The organism is Polyangium sp. 6x1, from assembly GCF_029946515.1.
Taxonomy (GTDB): Bacteria; Myxococcota_A; Polyangia; order Polyangiales; family Polyangiaceae; genus Polyangium.
In genome coordinates, this window is record NZ_JARZHH010000024.1 from 16786 (window position 1) to 41115 (window position 24330).

The 24330-nt window shown below is 67.5% G+C and carries 22 protein-coding genes; 12 read left to right on the forward strand and 10 right to left on the reverse strand.

Annotated features, from left to right (window positions below; translation table 11 throughout):
• The first annotated feature begins 42 nt into the window (after positions 1-42).
• The gene (locus QHF85_RS22555; RefSeq protein ID WP_281329337.1) at positions 43-699 is read left to right on the forward strand and encodes a 2-hydroxychromene-2-carboxylate isomerase; all 657 of its coding nucleotides are present in this window, start codon (positions 43-45) and stop codon (positions 697-699) included.
• A gap of 2 nt (positions 700-701) precedes the next feature.
• Here the strand turns inward: QHF85_RS22555 and QHF85_RS22560 are convergent, their stop codons facing one another.
• Positions 702-1631, reverse strand: a complete 930-nt coding sequence (locus tag QHF85_RS22560; protein ID WP_281329338.1) for an STAS domain-containing protein — start codon at positions 1629-1631, stop codon at positions 702-704.
• Positions 1632-2168: 537 nt separating this feature from the next.
• Between QHF85_RS22560 and QHF85_RS22565 the strand changes: the two genes are divergently transcribed.
• A complete protein-coding gene (locus tag QHF85_RS22565; protein WP_281329339.1) occupies positions 2169-2945 on the forward strand; it encodes a VOC family protein in 777 nt (258 codons plus the stop codon).
• Positions 2946-3304: 359 nt separating this feature from the next.
• Here QHF85_RS22565 and QHF85_RS22570 read toward each other — a convergent pair whose 3' ends face one another.
• The 3 genes from QHF85_RS22570 to QHF85_RS22580 all read right to left on the reverse strand — a co-directional run bounded on the left by QHF85_RS22570 (position 3305) and on the right by QHF85_RS22580 (position 7658).
• A complete protein-coding gene (locus tag QHF85_RS22570) occupies positions 3305-4144 on the reverse strand; it encodes an SDR family oxidoreductase (protein WP_281329340.1) in 840 nt (279 codons plus the stop codon).
• A gap of 256 nt (positions 4145-4400) precedes the next feature.
• Positions 4401-5471 carry an endonuclease/exonuclease/phosphatase family protein gene (locus QHF85_RS22575; RefSeq protein ID WP_281329341.1) on the reverse strand — a complete coding sequence of 357 codons (1071 nt, stop codon included), beginning with the start codon at positions 5469-5471 and terminating at the stop codon, positions 4401-4403.
• 12 nt (positions 5472-5483) lie between these two features.
• Positions 5484-7658, reverse strand: coding sequence for a hypothetical protein (locus tag QHF85_RS22580; protein ID WP_281329342.1), 2175 nt, complete (start codon positions 7656-7658; stop codon positions 5484-5486).
• Positions 7659-8112: 454 nt separating this feature from the next.
• Between QHF85_RS22580 and kdpF the strand changes: the two genes are divergently transcribed.
• The 5 genes from kdpF (at position 8113) to QHF85_RS22605 (ending at position 13964) form a co-directional block, all read left to right on the forward strand.
• Complete coding sequence (gene kdpF, locus QHF85_RS22585; RefSeq protein WP_281329343.1) at positions 8113-8202, forward strand: K(+)-transporting ATPase subunit F; 90 nt, start codon at positions 8113-8115, stop codon at positions 8200-8202.
• On the forward strand, positions 8202-9947 hold the full coding sequence (kdpA, locus tag QHF85_RS22590; protein WP_281329344.1) for a potassium-transporting ATPase subunit KdpA: 1746 nt from the start codon (positions 8202-8204) through the stop codon (positions 9945-9947). Before kdpF ends, kdpA begins: the two co-directional genes overlap by 1 nt.
• 12 nt (positions 9948-9959) lie before the next feature.
• Positions 9960-12035, forward strand: a complete 2076-nt coding sequence (gene kdpB, locus QHF85_RS22595; protein ID WP_281329345.1) for a potassium-transporting ATPase subunit KdpB — start codon at positions 9960-9962, stop codon at positions 12033-12035.
• A gap of 24 nt (positions 12036-12059) precedes the next feature.
• Positions 12060-12644 (forward strand): potassium-transporting ATPase subunit KdpC, encoded by a 585-nt coding sequence (gene kdpC / locus QHF85_RS22600; RefSeq protein ID WP_281329346.1) that lies wholly within the window; start codon positions 12060-12062, stop codon positions 12642-12644.
• 78 nt (positions 12645-12722) lie between these two features.
• On the forward strand, positions 12723-13964 hold the full coding sequence (locus QHF85_RS22605; RefSeq protein ID WP_281329347.1) for a cytochrome P450: 1242 nt from the start codon (positions 12723-12725) through the stop codon (positions 13962-13964).
• Here the strand turns inward: QHF85_RS22605 and QHF85_RS22610 are convergent.
• The 4 genes from QHF85_RS22610 to QHF85_RS22625 all read right to left on the reverse strand — a co-directional run bounded on the left by QHF85_RS22610 (position 13958) and on the right by QHF85_RS22625 (position 16802).
• Positions 13958-14737, reverse strand: coding sequence for a MerR family transcriptional regulator (locus tag QHF85_RS22610; RefSeq protein WP_281329348.1), 780 nt, complete (start codon positions 14735-14737; stop codon positions 13958-13960). The two genes, QHF85_RS22605 and QHF85_RS22610, sit on opposite strands and share 7 nt — an antisense overlap.
• 114 nt (positions 14738-14851) lie before the next feature.
• Positions 14852-16129, reverse strand: coding sequence for a zinc metallochaperone GTPase ZigA (gene zigA / locus QHF85_RS22615; protein WP_281329349.1), 1278 nt, complete (start codon positions 16127-16129; stop codon positions 14852-14854).
• On the reverse strand, positions 16126-16296 hold the full coding sequence (gene rpmG / locus QHF85_RS22620; protein ID WP_281313294.1) for a 50S ribosomal protein L33: 171 nt from the start codon (positions 16294-16296) through the stop codon (positions 16126-16128). Before rpmG ends, zigA begins: the two co-directional genes overlap by 4 nt.
• Positions 16297-16352: 56 nt before the next feature.
• Positions 16353-16802 (reverse strand): hypothetical protein, encoded by a 450-nt coding sequence (locus QHF85_RS22625; RefSeq protein ID WP_281329350.1) that lies wholly within the window; start codon positions 16800-16802, stop codon positions 16353-16355.
• A gap of 51 nt (positions 16803-16853) precedes the next feature.
• Here QHF85_RS22625 and QHF85_RS22630 point away from each other — a divergent pair, with 51 nt between their 5' ends.
• Positions 16854-17321, forward strand: a complete 468-nt coding sequence (locus tag QHF85_RS22630) for a hypothetical protein (protein WP_281329351.1) — start codon at positions 16854-16856, stop codon at positions 17319-17321.
• A 30-nt stretch (positions 17322-17351) separates the two neighbouring features.
• On the opposite strand, the gene QHF85_RS22635 is transcribed toward QHF85_RS22630, so the two are convergent.
• A complete protein-coding gene (locus QHF85_RS22635; protein WP_281329352.1) occupies positions 17352-17732 on the reverse strand; it encodes a hypothetical protein in 381 nt (126 codons plus the stop codon).
• Between the two features lie 234 nt (positions 17733-17966).
• Between QHF85_RS22635 and QHF85_RS22640 the strand changes: the two genes are divergently transcribed.
• On the forward strand, positions 17967-18530 hold the full coding sequence (locus QHF85_RS22640; RefSeq protein ID WP_281329353.1) for a hypothetical protein: 564 nt from the start codon (positions 17967-17969) through the stop codon (positions 18528-18530).
• Between the two features lie 6 nt (positions 18531-18536).
• On the opposite strand, the gene QHF85_RS22645 is transcribed toward QHF85_RS22640, so the two are convergent.
• Positions 18537-18923, reverse strand: a complete 387-nt coding sequence (locus QHF85_RS22645) for a hypothetical protein (RefSeq protein ID WP_281329354.1) — start codon at positions 18921-18923, stop codon at positions 18537-18539.
• Between the two features lie 190 nt (positions 18924-19113).
• Here QHF85_RS22645 and QHF85_RS22650 point away from each other — a divergent pair, with 190 nt between their 5' ends.
• The 3 genes from QHF85_RS22650 to QHF85_RS22660 all read left to right on the forward strand — a co-directional run bounded on the left by QHF85_RS22650 (position 19114) and on the right by QHF85_RS22660 (position 24308).
• Positions 19114-19914: a DUF6585 family protein gene (locus QHF85_RS22650; RefSeq protein WP_348652755.1), complete on the forward strand. Its 801-nt coding sequence runs from the start codon at positions 19114-19116 to the stop codon at positions 19912-19914.
• A gap of 55 nt (positions 19915-19969) precedes the next feature.
• Positions 19970-21547, forward strand: a complete 1578-nt coding sequence (locus tag QHF85_RS22655) for a hypothetical protein (RefSeq protein ID WP_281329356.1) — start codon at positions 19970-19972, stop codon at positions 21545-21547.
• A gap of 133 nt (positions 21548-21680) precedes the next feature.
• Entirely contained in the window at positions 21681-24308 is a 2628-nt protein-coding gene (locus tag QHF85_RS22660; protein WP_281329357.1) for a hypothetical protein, read from the forward strand.
• Positions 24309-24330 lie beyond the last annotated feature (22 nt).

Below are 24330 nucleotides of genomic sequence, written 5' to 3' on the forward strand. Positions count from 1 at the left end.
ACCGGATGACAGTCGCCGAGGTACGTACTATCGTTTTTCGGCATGCGTACCGTCCGATTCTACTTCGACGTCATCAGCCCCTACGTCTGGCTCGCGTGGACGCAGGTCCCCGAGGTCGAGAGGCGCACGGGCGCGCGCTTCGAGCTCACGCCCGTGCTGTTCGCAGGGCTCCTCCAGGCGAACGAGAACAAGGGGCCCGCGGAGATCGCGTCGAAGCGGGTCCACATGCTGCAAGACGTGGCGCGCTGGGCGATGACGTTGCAGCGGCCCTACGCCGGTCCGCCGGCGCACCCCTTCAATCCGCTGAAGGCGCAGCGCATGTGCGCGGCGCTCGCCGATCCCGACGAGCGGCGTCGCCTCGCCGGCGCGTTGATCGTCGCGACGTGGGAAAACGGTCGCGATTTGATGAACGACGCCGAGCTCCGCGCCATCGCCGATGACGCGGGCCTCGACGGCTCGGCGCTGCTCGCCGCGACCGAGGATCCAGCCGTGAAGGCGCGCCTGCGCAAGAACACGGAGGACGCCATCGCCGAGGGCGTCTTCGGCGTCCCGACGTTCCTCGTCGACGACCAGATCTTCTGGGGCAATGACCGGCTCGGTTTTCTGGAGACGTACCTCGCCGGGGGGCTTCGCATCGACAAAGCCGAACTCGCGGAGCGGCTCGCGCGGCCGCGCGCCGCGGACCGCAAGAACGTGTAGCGCTACGCGTCCCGCCGTTTTTCCGCGGTGCGAACCAGGGAGCGACGCAATCCTTCCTGCAGGGTCGCGAACGTGGGGACATGCTCGAAGCCGAGGTCGCCTTGCACCAGCGTGCGCGCCGTCTCCGTGGAGATGCCGACCACCATGCATTCTGCGCCGAGCAATGCGGCGGCGCGCACCGCGTCGCGCAGATGGCGCGCGGCGTCCGCGTCGAGGACCGGCACGCCGGTGACGTCGAGGATGACCTTCTCCGCGCTCGCCTCCACGATCGACTGGAGCAGGACCTCGAGGATACGCGCGCCGCGCGCCGCGTCGATGTTGCCAATCAGCGGCAGGGCGAGGATGCCCTTCCAGATCTTGAGCACGGGCGTGGACAGCGCGGCGATCGCCCGCTTTTGCTCCTCGCTCACGCGGAGCTGCTCTTCGAGCTCCGCGGTCCGCACGGCCACGGCGGCCTCGAGCTGCTCCTTCTGCTGTCGCAGCTCCTCCTCCGAATGCTTGAGCTCGCCGACGTCGAAATGGAGCTGCACGACCTCGTTGACCTCGCCATTCGCGCCCTTGACCGGATGGAGCGCCGAGGCGACCCAGCGAGCGCTCCCCTCGTCCACGGTGTCATTCTGGCGTGGATCGTACCGGATGGTAGGCAACCGCGCGGCCTTTCCCTCCAGAAATGCCTGCTCGATGAGATGCATGAACCCCTGGGCGACGACCTGGGGGTCCTTCAGGATCCTGTATCCGGCCGTTTGCTCGATATTTGTTTGCCATAGCCGCTCCCAGCCAGGATTTACCTCCTTGGTGCGGCTCTCCGGATCGTAGACCTGGACGCTGACGATGCCTCCGTCGAACAGGGCTTGGAAGCGCCGCGCCGGGACTTCCAGCTCGGCGACGCGCTGTCGCAGCGACGCGTTCTCGCGCTTGAGGTCTTCAATCACCTTTTCAACGTCAATGGCTTGGCGGTGGTTCATTGTCGGGGATGGAAAGCGCCGCGCGAATTTTATGTGCAGCACCCGGTACAGTGCAAGCGGAAAGAGCCTCGGCCATAGATCATTGGCACCCCAACTTCCAGCCGATGCCGAGAAAGTCCGGCGCCGCAGAACCGTCCGGCTCGAATGCACGGGTGCCGTCCACAGCTCGGCGAAATCGTCGAAGGCGTTCCCCATGCTGGACAGCGCAATCTTTTTGGCGCGACGCGTCCCGCGCATCGAGGATCTCTGCGACGCGTCTTCCTTCACGTTTCACGGCGAAGAGCGCGGGACGTACTACGCCGCGGCGAGGTACCTCGCTTCATTACTTGCAGGAAAAAGGGCTGCTCGTCCGTTATTACCTCGCCGAGCCGGAGTGAAGGCGGCGGCGCCGTCGCATGGTTGGCGTCCGCACGGCCCGCCTGCGCCGGCCGCCCGAAATTTTTTTCCGGACCGACCGATGATTTCTCGGCGCGGCCCCGGTCTACTGGGCGGAGGAACCCCCCCATGACGACCGGTACGCGCAAGGTGCACGATTTCTGCTGGATCAACCTGATGACCCCGGAGGCCGAGCGCGCACGCGCGTTCTTCGGGGCGCTCTTCGGCTGGACGTACGGCGAGATGCCGGGCGTCCCCGGCGGTCAACTCATCCTGGTCGGAGGGCGCACGGCCGGCGCGCTCATGGACCTCGGGGCGGTGAACCTGCCGAAAGGCACGCCGGCGGTCATCGGCGTCATGATGAAGGTCGAGGACGCCGACGCCGCCGTCGCGAAGGTCGCCTCGCTCGGCGGGCGCGCCGAGCCGGTGTTCGACGTGCTCGAAAACGGCCGGATGGCCATGTGCACCGATCCGAACGGCGCCATCTTCGCCGTGTGGCAGCCGAAGAAGCAGGCCGGCATGGACGTCGACAGCCACGCGCACGGCGCGCCGAGCTGGTTCGAGACGATCACGGGCGACCTCGGCCGCGCGACGGCGTTTTACGCGGCGCTCTTCGGCTGGACGCCCGAGGAGCAGTGTCCGGTGCCCGGCATGACGTACACGCTCTTCAAACTCGACGGCGTGCCCGTCGGCGGCGCGATGCCGGCCCTGCCGCACATGGGGGATGTCCCGCCGCACTGGGGCACGTCCTTCGCCGTCACGAATGCCGACGAGACGGCGCGTCGCGGCGTGGAGCTCGGCGCGTCGCTCTGCATCCCCGTGGCGGAGATCGCCGGGGTCGGGCGCTTTGCGATGCTCAAGTCACCACAAGGCGTCCCGTTTCATCTCATCGAGTGGGCGCGCTAGAAAGCCCGAGGCGCCTCGCTGGGGCTTTGCCCCAGGCCCCACCAGGGGCTATCCGCCCCTGGACCCGGACCAGCGCAAGCGCTGGACTCGTGGTCGATGAACTGCGCGATGCGCAGTTCATCGAACGGGCCGGGTCAAGATCACGAGCGACCTTGCCAGCCGAGACGGCAGCGCTGACGGGAAAACGGGCAACGCGATACCAACGGCCTGTTGGAAGAACTGCGCATCGCGCAGTTCTTCCACAAAAGGTCCAGGGCTGGCCCTGGTTCGGGTCGAGGGGCGAAGAGCCCCCGCGGGGCCCGGGGCAGCGCCCCGGCGCGGCGGCTCCTCGATGAGACCCATGCTCACGCGCTGTGGATCTACTGGAAAGCTTTCACGTGGCGCATCAGCCACGCGTCGAAGGTCCGTGCCTTGCGCCCGAGGAGCTCTTCGACCGTGGTCGTGATGGCCCCGCCGTGGCCGGCCCGGACCATTGCGTGCGCTTCGAGGATCGCGCGGATGAACACCTCGGGGAGACCTGCCCTCACCATTCCCTCGCGGGCCGCGTCCTCGGTCACGTCGACGAACTTGATGGGCCTCCCGATGGCCGCGCTGATTTTCGCCACCTGCTCTGCCGCGCTCAGCGCCTCCGGCCCGGTGAGCACGTACGACTTCCCTTCGTGCCCCGGGGAGATCAAGACCTTCACGGCAACCGCGGCGATGTCGTACGGGTCGATCGGCGCCACCTTGTTTTCGCCCGTCGGCTGAAAGACCGCGCCCTGGCTCTTGATCGAGCCGGCCCACGAGAGGGTGTTCGACGCGAAGGCTCCGGGCTGGATCATCGTCCAGGCGAGCCCTGACGCCTTGATCTTCGCCTCGGCCTCGATGTGCCAGCGGCCGATCTGCGTCTCGTACGCTTCCGCGGCCGTCGACGACGAGAGAAACACGATGTGCTTGGCGCCCGCTTTCTTCGCCGCGTCCACCGCGTTGCCCACGAGCGTCGGCAGATCGGCTCCCGTGCTGAGCACGAACGCCTTGTCGACGCCCGCGAACGCGGCGTCGAGCGTCTCGGGTTTGGCGAGATCGCCCTTCACGACCTCGACCTTGCCGCCGATCTCTCCCAGCTTGGCCGGGTCGCGTACGAGCGCGCGGACCCGCTGGCCCGCCTCGACGAGCTGCGCGAGCACCGCGCCGCCTACCTTCCCTGTCGCTCCGGTCACGAGAATCATCTACCGCTCCCCTTCCTGGATCGTGTCGCGCACGTACCGCATGGGCGAAAGGACATGGATGGCTTTTGGGTTAGCACTGCATTTTCCATCCCACCGGCACCCGCTCCAAGGAACTGGAATCTTTCCATCCGCCTGCCAGGCGACCCGGCCGAGCGCCATCGGGAAGAGCTCCGTCCATCAATTCTCGAGGGATCGAGCGGAACCGCCACGGATGCACCGTTCACCGAGAAGGGCCGGCGTGCCCGGCTCATTCTCCGCTGCGCGTGCGGCGAAGGGAAAGCGTCGCGACGACCGGGCGATGATCGCTGCCGCCATCGCTCGGGCCGACGCGGGCATCGATCGTTCGGAATGCCTTCGAGTGAAAGATGTAATCGATCCGCACGAGCCACGTCGGCACGGGTACGCCGAGCACAACGGGGCGAGAGCCGCCGCTCTCGGCCGTCGGTTCGCCCGGGAACGTGTGCCCGAAGCCCCACCCTGCCTCGCGCCAGGCGTCGCGCATCGTGCGGGTGATGATCGCGTACGCCGCATTCTGATCCGTCGCGTTCAGGTCGCCGGCGAAGATCAATGGCTCGACATGCGCACGCTCGAAATCGGAGAGCGCCCGTGCCTGCTCGTCGCGTGCGCGCGCGTTCGCGGGCCCGGCGACGGTGTGGAAGTTGACGAAGATCACACGCTCTGTCCCGACCTCGACCTCCACGGCCATCGGTGAACCTATCCACGCGATACGATCGAGGGGGCTCGCGTCGATTTTACGGAGCGGATGGCGGCTGAGAATGCCGCTGCCCGTCACGCCCGGCCTCGGATCGAGCAGGCGGTAGGGATAGGTTTCGGAGAGCGCTCGTTCGAGCGCACCTGCATGCTCGGGGGATACCTCCTGCAGCGCCACGATGTCGGCATCCACCTCGCGGATCACGCGTATCGTCGCGGCCGTGTTCGGATTGAAGCCGAGCGTGTTGTAGCTCATGACGCGAAGCGGGATCTCGGTCGCCTGGGGCGTTTCTCCGCGCGGCACGAACAGACCACCCCAGTGCCACGCGAAGAAAAGCGCCGACAGGCCGACGACGACGTACCCCTCACGCCGGCGACGAAAGGCAACCGCCAGGAGAACGAGCGGCGCCGGTAAAAAAGCATAAAGAAGCAGCGCGTTTGCCGCGAAGGACCACCATGTCCGATCTCCGAGCACGTAACGCGTGATCAGCAGCGCGACGAGGAGCAGGCCGTAGGACGCGACGAGGCCATCGACGAGCTGGTCGCGCCGAGACCGACGTTCGTTCGAACGAGGAGCATTCCGGGGAGGAGCATCGGCGGGGGTCATGCCGAGGGCTTCTTACGGGTTCGCAACGGTGAATGCCAACGTGTTGGAGTACGCGACGCCCACGTTCGGGTCGGGGTGCACGACGCGCGCATAGTAAGTCGTGCCAGGTTGCAGCCCCCCGCGCGTACTCGTGTGATACCCGTCGACGCGCTCGTTGTGCACGTCGATGGGTGAGAACGACGGGCTCGTGGCGATGTTGAAGTACACGGCCGTGCCGGCCGGGAGCGTGGGGTCGAGCTCCCAGGCCACGGTCACGCTGCCGCTCGACTGCGAGCGCGCGTAGACCCGAGGGTAGCCCGAAACGTAGGATTTCGCGGAGCTCGGCACCGCGCTGTCGACGGTATACACAGGCGAGTACACCCGGCGGGCGTTGCCATCGACGCCGGCGCAACCGTCGGTCACCACCTGGAGGAAAGAGGGCGCCGCTTGCGCGGCAACGAGCTGCGACGTCTTGCCGGTGACCGCGGTATTCACGAGGTTGATGGGTCCGAGCAAGCCGTCGTCGTTGATCCCGCTTCCCGTCGATCCGACCAGGTACGACGCGGTCCCCGGCGCACCGGCCGACAGGCGCAAAGCGACACCGTCGCTGAGCTTCGCCATCCCGAGCACGACACGGGGCGTCACCACGCAGCTCGACGCGGCGCCCGCGTTCACGTCCCCGAGCACGGTGCGCAGCGCATTCCGCGCATTCGCGTCGTTGGAAATGCTCTCCCAGTTCCCCACGCTGACGAGCCGATTGTTATGATAATTCGCCGTGGCGCGGAAGGCATTGCGCCAGCTCGTCTCGCTCGCCCCGGCGCCGAACGGAAGCCATTCCGGCGTCGCCCAGGGGAGCGCCACGTGCACCGGCGTCGCCACCTCGGGGTCGAGGAGCGCCGCCGGGTTGCTTGCCTGGCTGCCGTAGAGGCTCCACCCAGGGATCATGCTCCCGAAGCGCGCCACGCCGAGCGAGTGAGGCCCTTGCGCGCCGCCCCAGGTTCCGCCCGCGTGGGAGAAGATCTTGTGCGTGGGCATGTCGTTCACGACGCGCACTTGATGATTGAGGAAGGAGAGGTAATCGGTGACGATCGCGTCGAGCGCCTGGCGCGTCATCGTCCCATTCGGTCCGAGCGGCAGACCCATCTCGCTCGCCGCGCGGAAGCCGAGCTGCCACATGTGGCCCGAGAGGCCGCCCGACGCGAAATCGGGCGGGCACTGCCAGCGGTTGTAGCTATTCGTCTGGCCGTTCGGGCACGTCACCGGACCGCCCGGGCAGCCGGCGGCGAGCGGCAGCCCCGGATCACACGTGCTCGGCTGGTTGATGTAGGCGTTGCCGTTCGGATAGATGTAATGGTTGACCCCGACGCTGATCTCCGTTCCCAGGACGATCCCGGCGAACAGATGCTGCGCGTCGGGCGGCAGTGACCGCGCGTAATTGCGGAGGACGGGCAGGAGCAGGGCGAGCACGGCCGCGTTGGCCTGCCGGAAGGCCGCGCTGTGGAGGTTCGGCGGCGGCGTGCCCACGCGAATCTGCGAGCCCCAGTTGCGCCACGCGATGCGCGCCGGCTCGACGTGCGCCGCGTCCGGTCCGCCGAGCTCGAAGTTGGTCTCGTCGAGCCAGAGGTCCTGGCGCGCGCTCGCCCAGTCGACGGTGTCGAAAGCCACGAGGAGCGGCATCGACTCTGCGCGGGCCGCGGCGACGACGTCCTCGAGATACGTCTTCAGTTTGGCCGGCTCGGCCCCGAGCGTGTCGATGATGACCTCGGTCGCGAGCTGACGCCCGCCGCCCGCGTTGAAGCCCACGCGGCTGCGGACCTCGCGGAATCCGGCGCGCAAGACCTCGACGCGCTGACCCCGGTCGGGCACGGCATCGACGATGGAGCTGTTCATGATCACGCACGTCTGCGAATTGCCGTAGAAGGGCGCAGCCGTGGGGTATTGAATGCCCGCGTCGGTGACGCATGCCGTCCGCGCCCCCTGGTTGACGAGCGCGGTATTCGTCTTGCGCACGGCGAGGTATTGGGGCGCTTCGAGCACGGTATCGATGCCGAGCCCGGTCGCGGTGACGGCAGCTTGCGACTCGCCTACGATCTCGTCCTCGTCAGGCGTCTCTGCGACGTCCGCGCTGCACGCAGCCAGAACAAACGGTAGCGCCGTAGCAAACGGCCTCGCACAGACATACCACCTCGGCAAAGTCTTCTTTTCCACGGTTCAACGGCTCCTGGTTACGAGGGGCAGGCACCGCTCGCCGCGGATGTGAACCTCGCGCCGGAAAAAATTCCGAAGCACGCCTCGGACGAGGGCGCTCAGGTCCGCGCGCTGGCTCGGCACGGAGCCGAAACGGGCCGTGCAGGGGGAGGTTTACATTTTCTTGATGGATCCCCCCCGACCCTTGACGACTTCCTGACACGGAAGCTCCTAGAAGGACACACAAGGAAGCCGTGCACTCCCGGCGTCCCAGCTCGACAGGTACGCAGAGGCACTCGGCGACCCTGCTCGTACGCCATCACAACGAGCGGAGCCGCCAGCGATCTGCTCGGTCCCGCGCGCCGACGCAGCGCGGGGGAGGTTTGATCATGGATGCCATCTTCCTCGTCCTCATCGGAGGTTTTTTCCTCCTGTCGTGGGGTTTCGTGCGCCTCTGCGAGAAAGTCTGAACGCCATGCAGATGCTCATGATCGTCGGCGGCGTGCTTGCCGCGCTCCTCCTCGCCTATCTCGTATTCGCGCTCCTCCATCCGGAGAAACTGTGATGCTCGAGAGCAACCTTCTCCGCGGTGTCGTGTATCTCCTGGTCCTCGTCGGCCTGGCCCTTCCGCTCGGCTCCTACATGGCCCGGGTGTACAACGGTGAGGCGAAACTCGCGGGGCGCTTGCTCGGCCCGATCGAGCGGCTCTTCTACCGCGCCGCCGGGGTCCGCGCCGACGAGGAGATGACCTGGAAGCAGTATGCCGGGGCGGTCCTCGTCTTCAACTTGCTCGGCGCGCTCGTCCTGTATGTGCTCCAGCGGCTTCAGGCGAGCTTGCCGCTGAATCCGGCCGGGTTCGGCGCCGTTTCCCCGGAAATATCGTTCAATACGGCGACGAGCTTCGCAACGAACACGAATTGGCAGGCCTACGGCGGCGAAACGACGATGAGCCACCTCACGCAAATGCTTGGGCTCACCGTGCAGAACTTCGTCTCGGCGGCGACGGGCATGGCCGTCCTCGTCGCGCTCGTCCGGGGTTTTGCAAGACGAACGACGGAGGGCCTCGGAAATTTCTGGGTCGACCTCACGAGGAGCACCCTGTACGTCCTCCTGCCGCTCTCCATCGTGGTCGCCCTGGTGCTCGTCTCGCAGGGGGTCGTGCAGACATTCGCTGCAAAGGAGACCGCGAATCTCCTGGTTCCGACGACCGCGAGCGACGGCGCACGTGTGACGCAACAAATCCTTGCGGTGGGCCCTGCGGCGTCGCAGATCGCCATCAAGCAGCTCGGCACGAACGGCGGCGGGTTCTTCAACGTCAATTCGGCGCACCCCTTCGAGAACCCGAACGCCATCGCGAATTTCGTCGAGATGCTGTCGATCCTCCTCATCCCCGCGGCGCTCTGCTTCACGTTCGGCGCCATGGTGAAGGACAAACGGCAAGGCGCGGCCGTATTCGCCGCCATGCTCGCCATCTTCGTCCCGCTCCTCGTCGTCGCCGTCGTGGCCGAGCAAAAAGGAAACCCCATGCTCACCGGCCTCGGCGTCGACCAGGTCGCGAGCAGCCTCATGCCGGGCGGGAACATGGAGGGCAAGGAAGCTCGTTTCGGCGTCGTCGACAGCGCATTGTGGGCGACCGTGACGACCGCCGCCTCGAACGGATCCGTGAACGCCATGCACGACAGCTTCACGCCGCTCGGCGGCCTCGTGCCGATGTGGCTCATGCAGCTCGGAGAGATCGTGTTCGGGGGCGTGGGTTCGGGGCTCTACGGGATGCTGATGTACGCGATCATCGCCGTCTTCATCGCGGGCCTCATGGTCGGCCGCACGCCGGAGTACCTCGGCAAAAAGATCGAGTCTTTCGAGATGAAAATGGCTTCGCTCGTCATTTTGCTCCCGGCAGCCGCCGTCCTCATCGGGACGGCCATTGCGTGCATCGTACCCGCGGGCACGGCGACCCTCGGAAACCCCGGCGCCCACGGCTTCAGTGAGATCCTCTACGCGTTCTCCTCGGGTGCGAACAACAACGGGTCGGCGTTCGGCGGCATCACCGTGAGCGGCGTGTTTTATGCGACGGCCATCGGCCTTTGCATGCTCATCGGCCGCTACTGGGTCATCGTCCCGGTCCTCGCCATTGCGGGCTCGCTCGCCCGCAAGAAGTTCGTGCCGCCGAGCGCGGGGACGCTGCCGACGCACACGCCCCTTTTCGTGGCGCTCCTCGTCGGCACGGTGCTCCTCGTCGGAGCGCTCACGTTCATCCCGGCGCTCGCGCTCGGCCCCGTGGTCGAGCACATCTCTCTCCACGCGAAGTAATGGAGCAAGGCCATGACGACCAAAACACAGGCTCGTCCGCTCTTCGAGGGCGCCATCGTCCGCCGCGCTGCCGTCGACGCTTTCAAGAAGCTCGATCCGCGCCGCATGGTGAAAAACCCCGTCATGTTCGTCGTGGAAATCGGCAGCGCGTTCACCACGATGCTGTTCGTCCACGCGGCCGTCACGGGCAAGGGCGAGGCCCCCGCCGGCTTCATCCTCGCGGTGTCGCTATGGCTCTGGTTCACGGTGCTGTTCGCCAATTTCGCCGAGGCGATGGCCGAGGGCCGCGGAAAGGCGCAAGCGGATACGCTCCGTCAAGCGCGCAAAGGCGTGACGGCGAAGCGCCTCGAGCTGCCGCGTCGCGACGCCCCTCATGAATCGGTCCTGTCGCCGCGCCTGCGCAAAGACGATTACGTGCTCGTCGAGGCAGGCGAGCTCATCCCGAGCGACGGCGAGATCATCGAGGGCGTCGCGTCGGTCGACGAGAGCGCCATCACGGGCGAGAGCGCGCCCGTCATCCGTGAGAGCGGCGGTGATCGCAGCGCGGTCACCGGAGGGACGCGCGTGCTCTCCGATTGGCTCGTCATTCGAATCACGGAGAACGCCGGTGAGACGTTCCTCGACCGAATGATCGCCATGGTCGAGGGCGCCAAACGGCAGAAGACGCCGAACGAGATTGCGCTCGACATCCTCCTCGCTGCGCTCACCATCGTCTTCCTGCTGGCGACGGTCACGCTCCTCCCCTATTCGATGTATGCCGTGAAGAGCGCCGGTGCCGGCGCTCCCGTGCCCCTCACGGTGCTCGTCGCGCTGCTCGTTTGCCTCATCCCGACGACGATTGGTGGACTGCTCTCGGCCATCGGAATCGCGGGCATGGACCGGATGATCCAGGCGAACGTCCTTGCGACCTCGGGGCGCGCGGTCGAAGCCGCGGGCGACGTCGACGTCCTCTTGCTCGACAAGACCGGGACGATCACGCTGGGCAATCGGCAGGCGACCGCGTTCCTGCCGGCCCCTTCGGTCACGGAGGCCGAGCTCGCGGACGCGGCGCAGCTCTCGTCGCTCGCCGACGAGACGCCGGAAGGCCGCAGCATCGTCGTGCTCGCAAAGGAGAAGTTCGGGCTCCGAGGGCGGGACGTGCACGCGCTCGGCGCGACGTTCGTACCATTCACTGCGCAAACCCGGATGAGCGGCATCGATCTCGACGGCCGGCGTGTGCGAAAAGGCGCCACCGACGCGGTCGCGCGGTTCGTCGAGGAGCAAGGCGGCACGCTGGCCGCCGAGGTCCGCGGCGCCGTCGAGGACATCGCCAAGCAAGGAGCCACGCCGCTCGTCGTCGCGGAGGGCCATCGTGTGCTCGGCGTCGTGCAGCTCAAGGACATCGTCAAGGGCGGCATCCGCGAACGATTCTCGGAGATGCGCCGGATCGGCATTCGAACGGTGATGATCACCGGCGACAACCCGGTCACGGCGGCCGCGATCGCCGCGGAGGCGGGCGTCGACGATTTCCTCGCCGAGGCCACGCCCGAGCAAAAGCTCGCCATGATCCGCACGTATCAGCGAGACGGTCACCTCGTCGCGATGACCGGGGACGGCACGAACGACGCGCCCGCCCTGGCACAGGCCGACGTCGCGGTGGCCATGCACACGGGCACGCAGGCGGCGAAGGAGGCGGGGAACATGGTCGATCTCGACTCCAATCCCACGAAGCTCCTCTCCATCGTCGAGATCGGCAAGCAAATGCTGATGACCCGCGGCGCGCTCACGACGTTCAGCATCGCGAACGACGTCGCCAAGTATTTCGCGATCATCCCGGCCGCGTTCGCCGCGACCTACCCGGCGCTCGGCGCGCTGAACCTGATGCGCCTCCACTCGCCGACCACGGCCGTCCTCTCGGCCGTCATCTTCAATGCGCTCATCATCATCGCGCTCATCCCGATCGCCCTCCGGGGCATTCGTTATCGCCCGGCTCCCGCGCCCGTGCTTCTGCGGCGCAACCTGCTCGTGTACGGGCTCGGAGGCGTGCTCATGCCGTTCCCTTGCATCAAGCTCATCGACCTCGTGCTCACGGCGATCGGCGTCGGCTGAAATGGAATGGGAAAGGATTCGCCCATGAAATCGCTCCTCCGCCCCGCTCTCGTGCTCCTCGCGTCGTTCACGATCCTGACGGGCGTGGTGTATCCCGTCCTCGTCACCGCCGTGGCGCAGGCGGCGTTCCCCGCGCGCGCCCATGGCAGCCTCGTTCGGGATGGCGAACGTGTCGTCGGCTCCGAGCTCATCGGGCAGCCCTTCGACGATCCGCGGTTTTTTTGGGGGCGTCCCTCGGCGACGGCGCCGTATCCATACAATGCGGCCGCGTCGAGCGGGTCGAATCTCGGACCGACGAACCCCGCCCTGCGCGACGCCGTGTCCGCCCGAATTGCCGCGCTTCGGGCCGCAGACCCTGGAAATGGCGCGGCGATCCCGGTCGACCTCGTCACCACCTCCGGCAGCGGCCTCGACCCGCACATCTCGCCGGCCGCCGCATATTTCCAGGTCGCCCGCGTGGCGCGCGCGCGCACGCTCGACGAGGCTCGCGTACGCGCGCTCGTTGATTCGCATGTCGAGGGGCGCATGCTCGGTGTGCTCGGCGAGCGGCGCGTGAACGTGCTCCGGCTGAACCTGGCGCTCGAAGAGCTCGCTCGAAATGGGATCTGACGGGGCGACGCCATGAGGGAAGCGAGCGCCCAAAAAGCGGTTTGACCTTGCCCCAAGGTCAAGGTGCACGCTTTCGTCATGAACGACACCACGACGGTTCCCATCCCGCACGGCCTCCCCATGGAGCGCGACGCAGGCCCCTTCGACCCGCCCCGCCAAATCACCCGGCTGCGCGAGGCTCGCCCTGTCAGTCCCATGGTCTTCCCCGACGGTCACGAGGGCTGGCTCGTCACCGGCTACGACGCGGTCCGAAAGCTCATGGCCGACACCCGGTTCAGCTCCCGCCAGGACATCGGCATTCTCCACGTGCCGTACGAGGTCCCCGGCATGCCCGCCATGACCGAACCGTCCCCGCAGGTTCCGGGCTTGTTCATCGCCATGGACCCACCGGACCACACCCGGCTGCGGAGCAGGCTCACCGGCACCTTCACCGTCAAACGCATGAAAATGCTCGAAGAGCAGATCGTCGACATCGCCGAGCGGCAACTGGACGAGCTCGGGCGCCTTGCCCCGCCGGTCGACCTGGTCAAGCAGTTCGCACTGCCGGTGCCCTCGCTGGTGATCTGCGAAATGCTCGGTGTCCCCTACGCGGACCGGGGAAACTTCCAGGTCAACTCCGCCAAGTTCTTGGAGAAGGACATTTCGCTCGACGAGAAGATGGCCGCGTACGGCGCATTGACCACATACCTTTCCGAATTGGTCACGCGCAAACGCGCCGCCCCGAGCGAAGACATCCTGTCCGACCTGGCCCGCCATGACGACCTCACCGTCGCGGAGCTGACCGGCATTGCCTTCCTGCTGCTGCTCGCGGGCCACGAGACCACTGCCAACATGCTGGCTCTGGGCACCTTCGCACTCCTGGAGCACCCCGAGCAGCTCGCCGAGCTGCGCGCCAATCCAGATCTGCTCCCCGATGCCGTCGAGGAGCTCATGCGTTACCTGTCCGTTGTCGACATCCTTTATCGCTACGCCACGGAGGACATCGAGCTCGGCGGTGAAACCATCCGCAAGGGATCGACCGTCGTCGTCTCCCTGCTGGCCGCCAACCGCGACCCCCAGCGCTTCGACAACCCCGACACCCTGGATTTCCAACGCAATGCCCGCGGTCACCTGTCCTTCGGCCACGGCTTCCACCATTGCCTCGGCAACCAGCTGGCCCGCCTCGAAATGCGTGCGGGTTTCGAGGCGCTGCTACGTCGCTTCCCGACCCTCGAGCTCGCCGTCCCCGCCGGCGAAGTGAAACTCAAGACCAACATGCAGATCTACGGCGTCCACGCATTGCCGGTCACCTGGACGGCGAAGCCCGAGCGCCGTCATTGATTCGGAATGGGCACGCCCGCGGAGTGGAGTTTCTTCTCGATCAGCTTCGTCAGCCTCGCCCAGGCCGGTGACCGGTTTTTCCCGTAGCGGCTGATCATCCCGTACCGGGCGGCGGCGTCCTCGCTGCGGCCTTGGAAGCTGGTCAGAATCGCCAACAGCCCGGGATTTTCCAGGAAGTGATCGACCGTGGCGTTCGCGAGCTCCTCGATGCGCGGGTCGTCCGGCGCCCAGGCCGCGGCCTCCCAGGCGCGCTTGGACAATTCGACGAACTTGGTGTCGCCGAGCGCGCGCTCGACCTCGGTGAGGTAATCGTCGAAGCCTTCCGGGACCAGCGCCCTGGCCAGCACCAGGCCGTCCCGGATCTGCGCAATGTTCTCGGCGCTCAGCCCGAAATCAGGCAGCCGGTCCAGGAACGCACGTGCCCGGTCGGGCAGCAAAACCCCGTCGCCGTCGGCGAGCCGGTGCAGCCTGTCGCGTCGGGCGATCAGGTCCTCGATCCGTTCGGTGAGGCGCCGCTGGACGTCGGCAATGGCGGCGGCGAACTGCTCGGCGTCGGCGCCCAGCATCGGCCCAATCTCGGCCAGCGGCACGCCGGCAGCGGCAAGCGTCCGGACCTGGACCAGCCGGAGCAGCTCGGCCGATCCATATCGTCGGTAGCCAGAGCTGTCACGCCGGGGTTCCTCGACGAGTCCGTGCTTGTGGTAGTGCCGCACGGTCTTCACCGTGACCCCGGCAAACGCCGCCGCCTGGCTGATCGTGACGCCGTGTTTCATCTGCTTGTATCGCGCTCCCCCGAAGGTTCGGGCTCCGAGCGACCCGAGAAGAATGAACCCTGACCCAAGGTCAAGGTCAAGCCCGCGCACGTAGCAACAGCCAGCCCGATCCTCTCAGCGCGCCTCCTGCGCCGGCTCCCGCGTCCACATCGACGCGAATCGCGAATCGCCGGCCGGCGCGCCGTCGGCCTCTTCCTCGGCCAGATCCCACGGCGGGAACGGATCCTCGAATTGCCGGAAGCCCTCGGGTCCGAGCGCCATTTCCTCGTCCGAGAGCAGGCAAGCCTCGAGCCGCGCCCGCATCCCCTCGCGCTCCGCGGTCCCGATGATCACGATCTCCTGCCGCCTGTCGCCGAGCTCCGGATCCCAGTCGGACTCGATCCTCTGTCGCGCGTCTTCGTCCTCGGGCCAATCCTCCTTCGATTGCGCGGCCCACCATTTCCCCACGACGCCGAACCGGCACGCGCCGCCCGCCTGGGACCATTCCGCGACCCATTCGGGGCGCGTCGCCAGCCAGAAGAAGCCCTTCGACCGGATCACGCCCGGCCACTCCTCGTGCATGAGCGCATAAAGGCGCGCCGGATGAAAGGGGCGATGGTCACGCAAGACAAAACTCCCGAGCCCGTACGCCTCGGTCTCCGGCACGTGCTCGCCGCGCATCTCGGCCATCCAGCCCGGCGCCGCCTTCGCCTTCTCCATATCGAAGAGCCCCGTGCCCATGATCGTTTCGATCGGCACCTTGCCAAAGCTGGCGGGCACGATCCGCGCCCGCGGATTGAGCCTGTGCAGCGTGGCCTCGAGCAACCCGAGCTCCTTTTGCGAGACGAGGTCCACCTTGTTCAGGACGATGACGTCGCAAAACTCCACCTGATCGACGAGCAGATCGACGACGCTCCGATCATCCTCCTCCGAGGCCGCGACGCCCCGCTCCGCGAGGTCCTCGGCCGCGGCGAAGTCCTTCGAGAAATTGTATGCGTCGACGACCGTCACCATCGTGTCGAGACGCGCCACGTCCGAGAGCCGCGCGCCCGTGTCGTCGCCGAAGCCGAACGTCTCGGCCACCGGGAGAGGCTCGCTGATCCCCGTCGACTCGATGAGCAAGTAATCGAAACGCCCCTCGCGCGCGAGCTTTTGCACTTCGAGCAGGAGGTCCTCGCGGAGCGTGCAGCAGATGCAGCCGTTCGTCATCTCGACGAGCCGTTCCTCGGTGCGGCTCAGCGCGGCGCCGCCGCCGCGGACGAGCTCGGCGTCGATGTTCACCTCGCTCATGTCGTTCACGATCACCGCGACGCGCTTGCCCTCGCGGTTTCCGAGCACGTGATTGAGCAGCGTCGTCTTTCCGGCGCCGAGGAAACCGGAGAGCACGGTGACGGGCAGCCTGCGCTCCCTCATTTCGCGCCGCCCTTCGAGATCTTCCCCTCGGTGAAGACGACGTGCTTGCGGGCGATCGGATCGTACTTCTTGATCTGGAGCTTCTCGGCCATCGTCCGCTTGTTTTTCGTCGTGTAGTAGCAGTACCCGGTGCCCGCCGACGAGACGAGCTTGATCGTGTCGCGCATGGCCTCCGTACTACATCACTGAAGATGTAGTTGCAACATTGTTACAGAAGCACCTATCACTGGAGCGTCACGTGGGCCTCTTGGGGCATGACGAGCGCGAGGACCTCCTCGCCGCTCCTCACGGCGAGCACCACGTACGTCGCCGGGCAGAGGGACACGATCTGCTCGAGCCACGCGTCAGCCTCGAAGGCCGAGAGATCTTCGTGCGACGAGGTGATCCAGCAGAGCAGACCGAGGAGGGAGGAGGAGGAGGCGAAGATCCGAAGCTCGGCGCGTCCACCCCGGAAGATCCCGCGCACCGCCGAGCCGCGGACGAACGACACCGAGAGCCGAAGGAGGCCCGCGGCGGGGTCGTACCCGAGGGTGAGGGTCGAGTCCACGGCGCGGCGCCGCATGGCGAGCCCTCCCGACGGTGCGCCGCCGATCGGCGAGAAGCCGGCCTCGTGGAGGTGGCGCGTCACGCGCTGGCAGATGTCGTCGCGTTCAGGGTCCGTGTTGCAGTCCATGTCGAACTATAGTTGCAACTTTGATGCGTATGCAATATAGAAGCGTTCGTCATGATCAAGCTGCCCGAGCCCGGCCTCTACCGGACCACGAAACCCTACCCAGGCCAGGAGGAGGCGATCCCTGCCGGCGTCCTCGTGTACGTCGGCGTCGAGGACGGCGTCGCCTTCGTGGTTCGCCCCGGCCAGAACCGTCGGAACCGCTGGTTCTGGGGCAAACCCACCTACGTGCTACGCTCCGCGAGCTGGGCCGAGTCGCTGAAACGCCTGCCTTCGGAGGGCTTCTACACGCTCCCCCACGACCTCACGCTCGACGGCGGCGGGCGCTGGTTGAAAAACGCGATCGTGCAGCTCGGATACAACGGAGAGGGACGCGGCATTCTGTTCGTCGCCGAGGACCACGAAGGGGAGCCGCGCAATGCGCTCGTCTTCTCGGACCGCGGGGTGCTCGCGAGCGACGAGCTGCTCGCCAAACTCGCCTGGGCGCCGATCCTGCCGGTGCGCGCGGGAGCGGCCTCGTGATTTACGACATGACCCACGAAACCCAAGGTTTCAGGGCACATAACCAGCGTACGACAAGCCGAGCCCAACGAGGAGCTGGACAATCCCCGCTCCCGTCATGAGCCCAGGCCTCTTGTCGAGCATCGTCGTCCCCATCTGCACGATGCGCTCCGGGGAGAGGATGCGGAGCGCCCCGCCGACCACGAAAAGCCACCCGAGGATGGTCAGCCCGATCGGCCAGCCCGATCTCCAGGCGTTGACGATGCCGAGCCCAATGAGCAGCGTCATGAATCCCGACAGGTAAATGAGCGCACGGCTGCCCAGGAATTCCTTGGCCATGGCGCGGTAGCTCTTGCCACCGAACAACACACTGGCACCGGTCACCAGGAGCAGCGGCCCGATCAGCCTGGCAATGTAAATCGACGTATCCATGTGGCTTCCCCCTCCTCGCGTCTCACCCGGTCCACAGGAATCGTGTGCCCCGAACGGTCGAGCGCAAGCCCCGAGAGCGCGCATGGGGCCATTCACCTTCTCTTTCTATCCAAGGTGCGTGCGACCAGAACCGGTACAGCTTTCGCAAGGCGCTCGAACACCCGGCGTGTGTGGGAATCGGGTTCCGCCTACGCTCTCTTGGTGTTCGAGGCGTTCGGGTAGAGGGGGGCAACCATGGCAACCGCGCAGCAGGCAGCCAATCAGCAAAGCCTGTTCACCGATGATTTGTTCTACTTCATCCTGAGGCTCCGAAAGTCCCGTATCCGGTCCGTCGCGGAGCGCGTGCGGCGCATGTATCCGGACGAGTCACCCGAGCAGCTGGCGCGTCGTCTCCTTGCATCGACCTCGGCGATTTCGTTCGCCGCGGGTGGCCTCGTTCACGCGCCCGCCGCCATCCCTGGGTTCGGCATCGTGTACGAAGGCCTGGGATTCGTCGCCGGCGCATCGATCCTCACCAGGATGCACCTTTACCTCGTCCTCGAGATAGCGCTGCTCTTCGGGAAGGACATCGACCAATCCGAGCGCGTGAAGGAGCTCGTTGCCGTGGTGGCGGCTTGCGCCGCCGGCGCCGCCGCTCCCGTGGCTATCGCGGTGACCTTGAACCCGGTATTCGCCGTGCCTGCGGGGGCGCTCGCTGCAGCGGCCGTCACCCAGGCGATCGGGGAATCGGCGATTCGACGTTACAAGCGCGGGGCAGCGCCCGAGGCGGCCGCCGCCTCCCCGCCGGCGAGGGGATGAGCCTCCTCAGTTCAGATCGAAATACACGTCGAACGTGCGTGGGTCGCGCTGGGTTCGCACATAAAGCTCCTCGAACATCACGTGCCCGGCAAGGCTCACGTAGGCGCGTGGAGCGGGCGGCGCCGCTACGACCTCGGCAGGAAGCAGGGGGGCGTCACATTGAAGCCATCCCTCGAAGTTGCTTTTCCATCCGATGGATTTCTTGAGGAGGATGCAAGTGCGCCCATCGGCGAGCCGCGCCACGTGCACCCGGGCATCCGCGCTCGCCCCGGCAAGATCGCCCGGGAGGGAAATCTCCTGCGTGGATTTGGGCGCGACGCTCTGCGTATGCACCCATTCGAGGACCCGCGCGTCCTGTGCGCTCCCCCCGCATCCCACACCAAAGAGGCTCATCAGCACCCCCAGGGAGTGCCCCCATGGGCGTTGCTTTCGCTGGTGCGTGAACACGTGAGGCCTCCTCCTGCTCTCGTTGCGCCAAGCGTACCACTTCTTGACGGGTACGTGCGATCCGCACGGTCGACCGGCGCACGGGATGCGTGCTAGGCGTCGGGGAGATGCGCTCGACCCCAGGAGACCTGCGCTGATGGCGCACCCGTATCGCCGCGACAGCACGCCCCCCGAGGCACCGACGCGACGCCCGGCGGAGGACCGGCTCGGCAACCTTCGCGCGGTCCACCGCGCCACCCGGCGAAGCGTCGTTGTGCCTATCGTGTTCGCCACGGGCCTGCTCGTTTTGGCCAGCTCCTTGGGCGCCAGGGCGTACGGCCTGCGCGGGCTCCTCCTCCCGCTGCCTTTCAGCCTCGCTTGCTTCGCCTTGCTGGCCATCCCTGCCCTACGCCGCCGGAAGCTCCGCATCGAGGTCCACGACGGCGGCCTCGTCGTTCATCAGGGGCGTGCTCGCGCCGTCGTCGTCTTCGAGGACGTCGACGAGCTCTGGCTCGAGCTCGACCGGCGCTCGTCGTGGGCCGGGGACGTGGCGCTCATCTGCGCGGTGCGGCTCGTCGAGCACGGCGGCGCCGAGCACACGGTTCCGCTCGGCGTCGAGCTTGGGCACGAGATCACACGGCACATCATCCGTCACTGCTCCCTGCCGCTCGTGGCCGACGCAGAGCAGGCGCTGCGCGCGGGAGAGACGCTCACCTTTGGAAAGGTGCGTATCGACGCCGAGGCCATCCTCGTGGGAGAGAGCCGCGCTGCGTGGAAAGACCTGAGCCTCGTCCGGATGCAGCCCGGCAGGATTGCGTTCTTCCGAGGACAGACCGTGATTCCATGGCGCACGGTTGCCCTCGACGAGGTCCCGCATCCCACCGTGTTCATGAACCTCGTGCGCGCCTGCGCGCCCCGAATCGAGGTCGACGATCGCCTCGGCTCGCAGATGGGATGACTCCATTACCCAATTTTGCTTTCCCCGCCCACCGCGGCTCTGTACCATGAGCGCCATGCGGGCGTTTTCCTTGGCTTGCTTCGCGGCGCTCACCGTCTCCGCCCTCGCGGCCTGCAAGGCCGTGGTCACCTCCGGCTCCGGCTCCCCGGAGGGCGACGCCGGATCGTCCGGCGGTTCCGGCCCGGCGCCGTGCGCCGCCGAAGGGTGCGATCCGCCCGTTCCGACGGTGTGCACGCCCGGCGAGAGCATCGCTTGTTACGACGGGCCCGCGGGCACGCTCGGTGTCGGCCGCTGTCGCAGCGGGCTCGCCACCTGCGCCGCCGACGGCTCGGGATACGGCATCTGCGTGGGGCAGGTGCAGCCGCGCGCGGAGATCTGCGGCACCACGAGCGACGACGATTGCGACGGCGTCACGCTCCCGTGCACCGAGGTGCCCGCGTGGTTCCTCGCGTTCGAGGGGAGCACGCAGACGTCCCAGCCGCTTCACGTCACCTTCGATCGCGATGGCGACCTCCTCGTCGCCGCCTTCTTCCTCGATCCGGCGATCCACGATTTTTTGCTGATCAAAGTCGACCCCTGGGGCACCGAGCTCGGGCGGCTCTCCCTCGGCAGTTTCGACCTGCGGTTCGCCGCCGCGCCCGACGGTGGGCTCGTGGTCGTGAGCAGCGACAACAACGGCTTTTCTGGCGAGGTCCGCATCCGTCGCTACGACGCCGCCTTTCAGCCCGTGTTCGATCGGACCTTCTCGGGCGGGCCGGCGTGGCCTTCGGCGATCGACGTCGACGCGGAGGGCAACATCGTCGTCGCCGGCGCGTTCATCAACTCCGTCGAATTCGGCGAAATCTCGATCGGCCCCGCGTACGGAGATACCCCGGACACGTTCGTCGCCTCGTTCGATCCCGCCGGCAACGTGCGCTGGGCCAAGCGCGTCATCGAGGGCGCGCTCGGCGAGCCGCAGGGGATTCATGCCATATCGATGGATGCGCTCGGGAATGCGGTGCTCGTGGGCGCCGGCTCGCCGCACGCCGTCGTCGATTTTGGGGCCGGCCCCGTGAGCGTCGCCGCGGGAGGGTACGCCGACGTCCTTTTGGCCAAGCTCGATCCCGCCGGAGCCCCGCTCTGGGTCAAACGCTTCAACGGCGCCCCGACGACGGACAACCTCTGGGGACGGCTCGACGCGCAGGGCAATGTCTTCCTCGTCGGAAACACGGGGTCTGTCCTCGATTTCGGCGGCGGCCCCGTCGGCATCCAGTGCGGGTTCGCGGCGGTCTTCGACCCGGCGGGGAACTACGTCCGCAGCTTCGACGTGGAGTCGAGCGGCGGATTGATCAACGATTTCGCCATCGATGCAGCAGGGAACATCGTCCTCGCGGCCGCCATGCACGGTGGCATGGGGCAGTACGACTTCCAAGCTCACCTGTCGCGCTGGAGCCCCGACGGCGAGCTGCTCGCGTCTCAAAATTTCGGCGACGCGGATGTGCAGGAGGCCGGCAGCGTCGTGCTGGACGCCGCCGGCAACCCCTATTTCGTGGGCTACTCCTGCGGGACCATCGATGTCGGGACAGGGCCCCAGCCCAACACGAGCACGGGTTCGTCCTGCAACGTCTTCCTGGCGCGGACCCTGATGCCCTGATCCCGAACGGGATCGCCAGCATCCCGTTCCTTCTCACACCCGCGCCCGCGCCTCCGCCTCCGCTCGCCCGCTTCCTGCCCGCCTCCACCACTTCCTACCGCTCCCGCGCCTGCTTCCGGTACACTCCGCCTCCATGGTGGCCCCCTCCCCGCAACCTGCCGTCGAAGCCGCGATTTGGCTCGCCTTCGCTCCTGGCGGCGGTCACTTCACGGCCGTCGCGGTCGGCCCCCACCACCTCCTCACGGTCGCCCGCGTCTGCGAGAACGCCCCTCACGTAAAACTCCTCCGCGCCGGCGAGCAGGTCCGCACCGCGGAGGTCGTGCAGGTCCTCTCGTCCGAGGAGGGCGACATCGCCGTCCTTCGTTGCGCCGAGGAGCTGCCGCACGTCCTGCGGCTCATGCCGGCCGACGAGCTCAAGGACTTCGACCTCGACACACCCGTCACCCTCGTCGGCTTCCGCGACAGCGTCGAGAATGCCCTCGCCAAACGCGCCGTCGTCCTGCACTGGAGCAGCGTCTCCCTCATCGCCGGCGAGCCCGACGAGCCTCCGCCTCGCAAGTCCCAGCCCGACACCCTCCCGCCGCTGCCGCGCCTCCTCCAGGTCGTCCACGAGAACGAAGCCGGCGCGCCCATCCTCGACAGCCGCCAGCGGCTCGTCGGCATCGCGGGCCGGCATGAGGGCGAGGGCGGCATCGAGGGCATCGTCACCACGATCGACCGCTTCTACGAGCGCAACCGCAAGTGGAAGATCCCGCTCGGCCCGCCGGCTGCCTCGCGCGTCGCCAAGGCGCCCACCATGGCGCAGTCGTTCGTCCTCATGCACCTCGTCGCCGCGCAGCACGTGGAGCACGAGGGAGGGAATCCCGCCGCGCTCGTCGAACACTACCGCCACGCCCTCCGCCTCGACGCCTCCTCCGGCGCTGCGCACCTCGGCCTCGCTTGCGCCAAGAGCCTCGCCGGCGAGCTCGACGAGGACGTCTTCCGCAGCATCGGCCGCGCGTGTGAGCTCCTCCCGGCCCCCGAGTGGTCGGCCGAGTGCGCCGACGCGCGCCTCGCGAACCTCCTCCGCTCCTCCAAGCACCTCCACGGCGTCGTCACCGCGCTGCGCGCCGACCTCAAGAAAGGCCGGCCCCTCGCCGAATGGGCCGCGCTCGGCCGCGCCGTCGCCGACCTCGTCCACTCCCCCGACGCCGAGGAGACGGGCCGCCCGCGCCCGCCCGAGAAGGCCGCTGGCCGCCTCCTCCTCTGGGCTGGACAGCCTCGCAGCGTCATCGCCATCCATTCGCGCGAGCAGCCGGACATCCTCCGCGCGGCCGCCTTCCTCCTCGTCGACCACGCCGAACAGGCCCTCTTCTGGCTCGACGATCCCCAGGAGGACGAGGAGGTCGAGTCGAGCCGCATGGAGACCACCCAGCAGCTCGTCCTCGCGCTCCGGTGGATCGCCCGCTGCCGCGAGGGCACGTACGACGGCCTCCTCTCGCGCGAGGTCGCCGAGAAACACGGCGCCATCCTCGGCAAGCTCATGCCCGGCGGCGACGTCTTTTCGTGGCACGCGCATGCCCTCGCCAAGGCGCATTACGGCGAGATCGAGAGCGGCATGGAGGACCTCGACCGCGCCATGCGCCTCCTCTCGCCCATGGCCTTGCCGGGCCGCTGGTCGCGCGAGTTCCCCGGCCTCCTCCCCACGCCCGCGCAGCTCGCCGCCGCGTTCGGCCGCGTCGTGCTCGATCAAGGCAAGAGCGAGCTCGCGCGCAAGGTGCTCGAGAAGCTGCCGATGCCGGCCTCGGACGACGCGCACGGCTCCGAGCTCACGAGCGTCGAGAAGAAGCTCCGCTCGCTCGCGGGCATCGGCGCCGACGTCGAGGTCTCGCCCGACCGCGCCCTCCTCAAGGCGAGCCGCGAGGACCCACGCGCCGTCCGCCTCGCCCGCGTCCTCGCCTTCTTCGCCGAGGTCGACGTGCCGCGCGAGCGCCTCGGCGATCTCGGCGAAGCGCTGCCCGTCCTGCTGAAGCTCGGCTTCTTGCGCGACGAGGCCGACGTCGTTTCGTACGTGCCCACGTTCCGGTCGCGCGTGCGCGAGATCCTCACGCCCGATCAGCGCACGGCGGCCCTGCACGAGGCGCTCGACCTCCTGCTCATGGCCTACCTCGACGCGAGCGCGCGCGAGCGCACCGAGCTCTGGCCGCACATCCAGGAGACCACGAAGACCGCCATGGAGCACGAGGTCGAGCACGTGCCCGCGGCGGAGCTGCTCGCCCGGGTCGGCAACCAGCGCGCGCGTGAGCTCTCGTATGCCGAGGCGCGCGATCTGCTCGAAAAAGCGCACGACCTCGGCAGCCGCGGCGCGGCGCCGGCCGATCTCTGCGCCGAGATCGACATGGATCTCGGCTGGGTCGAGGTCCTCTCCGGCTCGACGCAGCGCTCCCAGGAGCGCCTCGAGCGGGCATTGAACTTTTACAACGAAATGGCCATGACCTCGACGGGCGCGACGCCGCACCGCCGAATGGCGCGCATTCATTACAGCCTCGCGCGACTCGCCGTGACCAAGAGTGATCGCGACGCCGCATACATGAACGCGTGCCGCGCGCTGGAGGAGGCCGATCGGGGCTTCGAGCCGGGCACGCGCAAGGCCGTGCAGATCTACACGAGCCTCGCGCACCTCTTCCTCGACCTCGGGGATCACCTGCGCGCGCGCAAAGCCACGGCGCGCATCGCCCCGCGCGAGCGCGAGACCCGGACCGATCTCGTCTTCGATTCCTGATTCGTTCACGCCCGGAAGGCTT

Coding starts and splice junctions, on each gene's coding strand:
- QHF85_RS22555 (WP_281329337.1), top strand. CDS start 43: ATGCGTACCGTCCGATTCTACTTCGACGTCATCAGCCCCTACGTCTGG.
- QHF85_RS22565 (WP_281329339.1), top strand. CDS start 2,169: ATGACGACCGGTACGCGCAAGGTGCACGATTTCTGCTGGATCAACCTG.
- QHF85_RS22575 (WP_281329341.1), bottom strand. CDS start 5,471: ATGACCCCCGCCGATGCTCCTCCCCGGAATGCTCCTCGTTCGAACGAA.
- kdpF (WP_281329343.1), top strand. CDS start 8,113: ATGCAGATGCTCATGATCGTCGGCGGCGTGCTTGCCGCGCTCCTCCTC.
- kdpA (WP_281329344.1), top strand. CDS start 8,202: ATGCTCGAGAGCAACCTTCTCCGCGGTGTCGTGTATCTCCTGGTCCTC.
- kdpB (WP_281329345.1), top strand. CDS start 9,960: ATGACGACCAAAACACAGGCTCGTCCGCTCTTCGAGGGCGCCATCGTC.
- kdpC (WP_281329346.1), top strand. CDS start 12,060: ATGAAATCGCTCCTCCGCCCCGCTCTCGTGCTCCTCGCGTCGTTCACG.
- QHF85_RS22605 (WP_281329347.1), top strand. CDS start 12,723: ATGAACGACACCACGACGGTTCCCATCCCGCACGGCCTCCCCATGGAG.
- QHF85_RS22610 (WP_281329348.1), bottom strand. CDS start 14,737: ATGAAACACGGCGTCACGATCAGCCAGGCGGCGGCGTTTGCCGGGGTC.
- zigA (WP_281329349.1), bottom strand. CDS start 16,129: ATGAGGGAGCGCAGGCTGCCCGTCACCGTGCTCTCCGGTTTCCTCGGC.
- rpmG (WP_281313294.1), bottom strand. CDS start 16,296: ATGCGCGACACGATCAAGCTCGTCTCGTCGGCGGGCACCGGGTACTGC.
- QHF85_RS22625 (WP_281329350.1), bottom strand. CDS start 16,802: ATGGACTGCAACACGGACCCTGAACGCGACGACATCTGCCAGCGCGTG.
- QHF85_RS22630 (WP_281329351.1), top strand. CDS start 16,854: ATGATCAAGCTGCCCGAGCCCGGCCTCTACCGGACCACGAAACCCTAC.
- QHF85_RS22635 (WP_281329352.1), bottom strand. CDS start 17,732: ATGGATACGTCGATTTACATTGCCAGGCTGATCGGGCCGCTGCTCCTG.
- QHF85_RS22640 (WP_281329353.1), top strand. CDS start 17,967: ATGGCAACCGCGCAGCAGGCAGCCAATCAGCAAAGCCTGTTCACCGAT.
- QHF85_RS22645 (WP_281329354.1), bottom strand. CDS start 18,923: ATGAGCCTCTTTGGTGTGGGATGCGGGGGGAGCGCACAGGACGCGCGG.
- QHF85_RS22650 (WP_348652755.1), top strand. CDS start 19,114: ATGGCGCACCCGTATCGCCGCGACAGCACGCCCCCCGAGGCACCGACG.
- QHF85_RS22655 (WP_281329356.1), top strand. CDS start 19,970: ATGCGGGCGTTTTCCTTGGCTTGCTTCGCGGCGCTCACCGTCTCCGCC.
- QHF85_RS22660 (WP_281329357.1), top strand. CDS start 21,681: ATGGTGGCCCCCTCCCCGCAACCTGCCGTCGAAGCCGCGATTTGGCTC.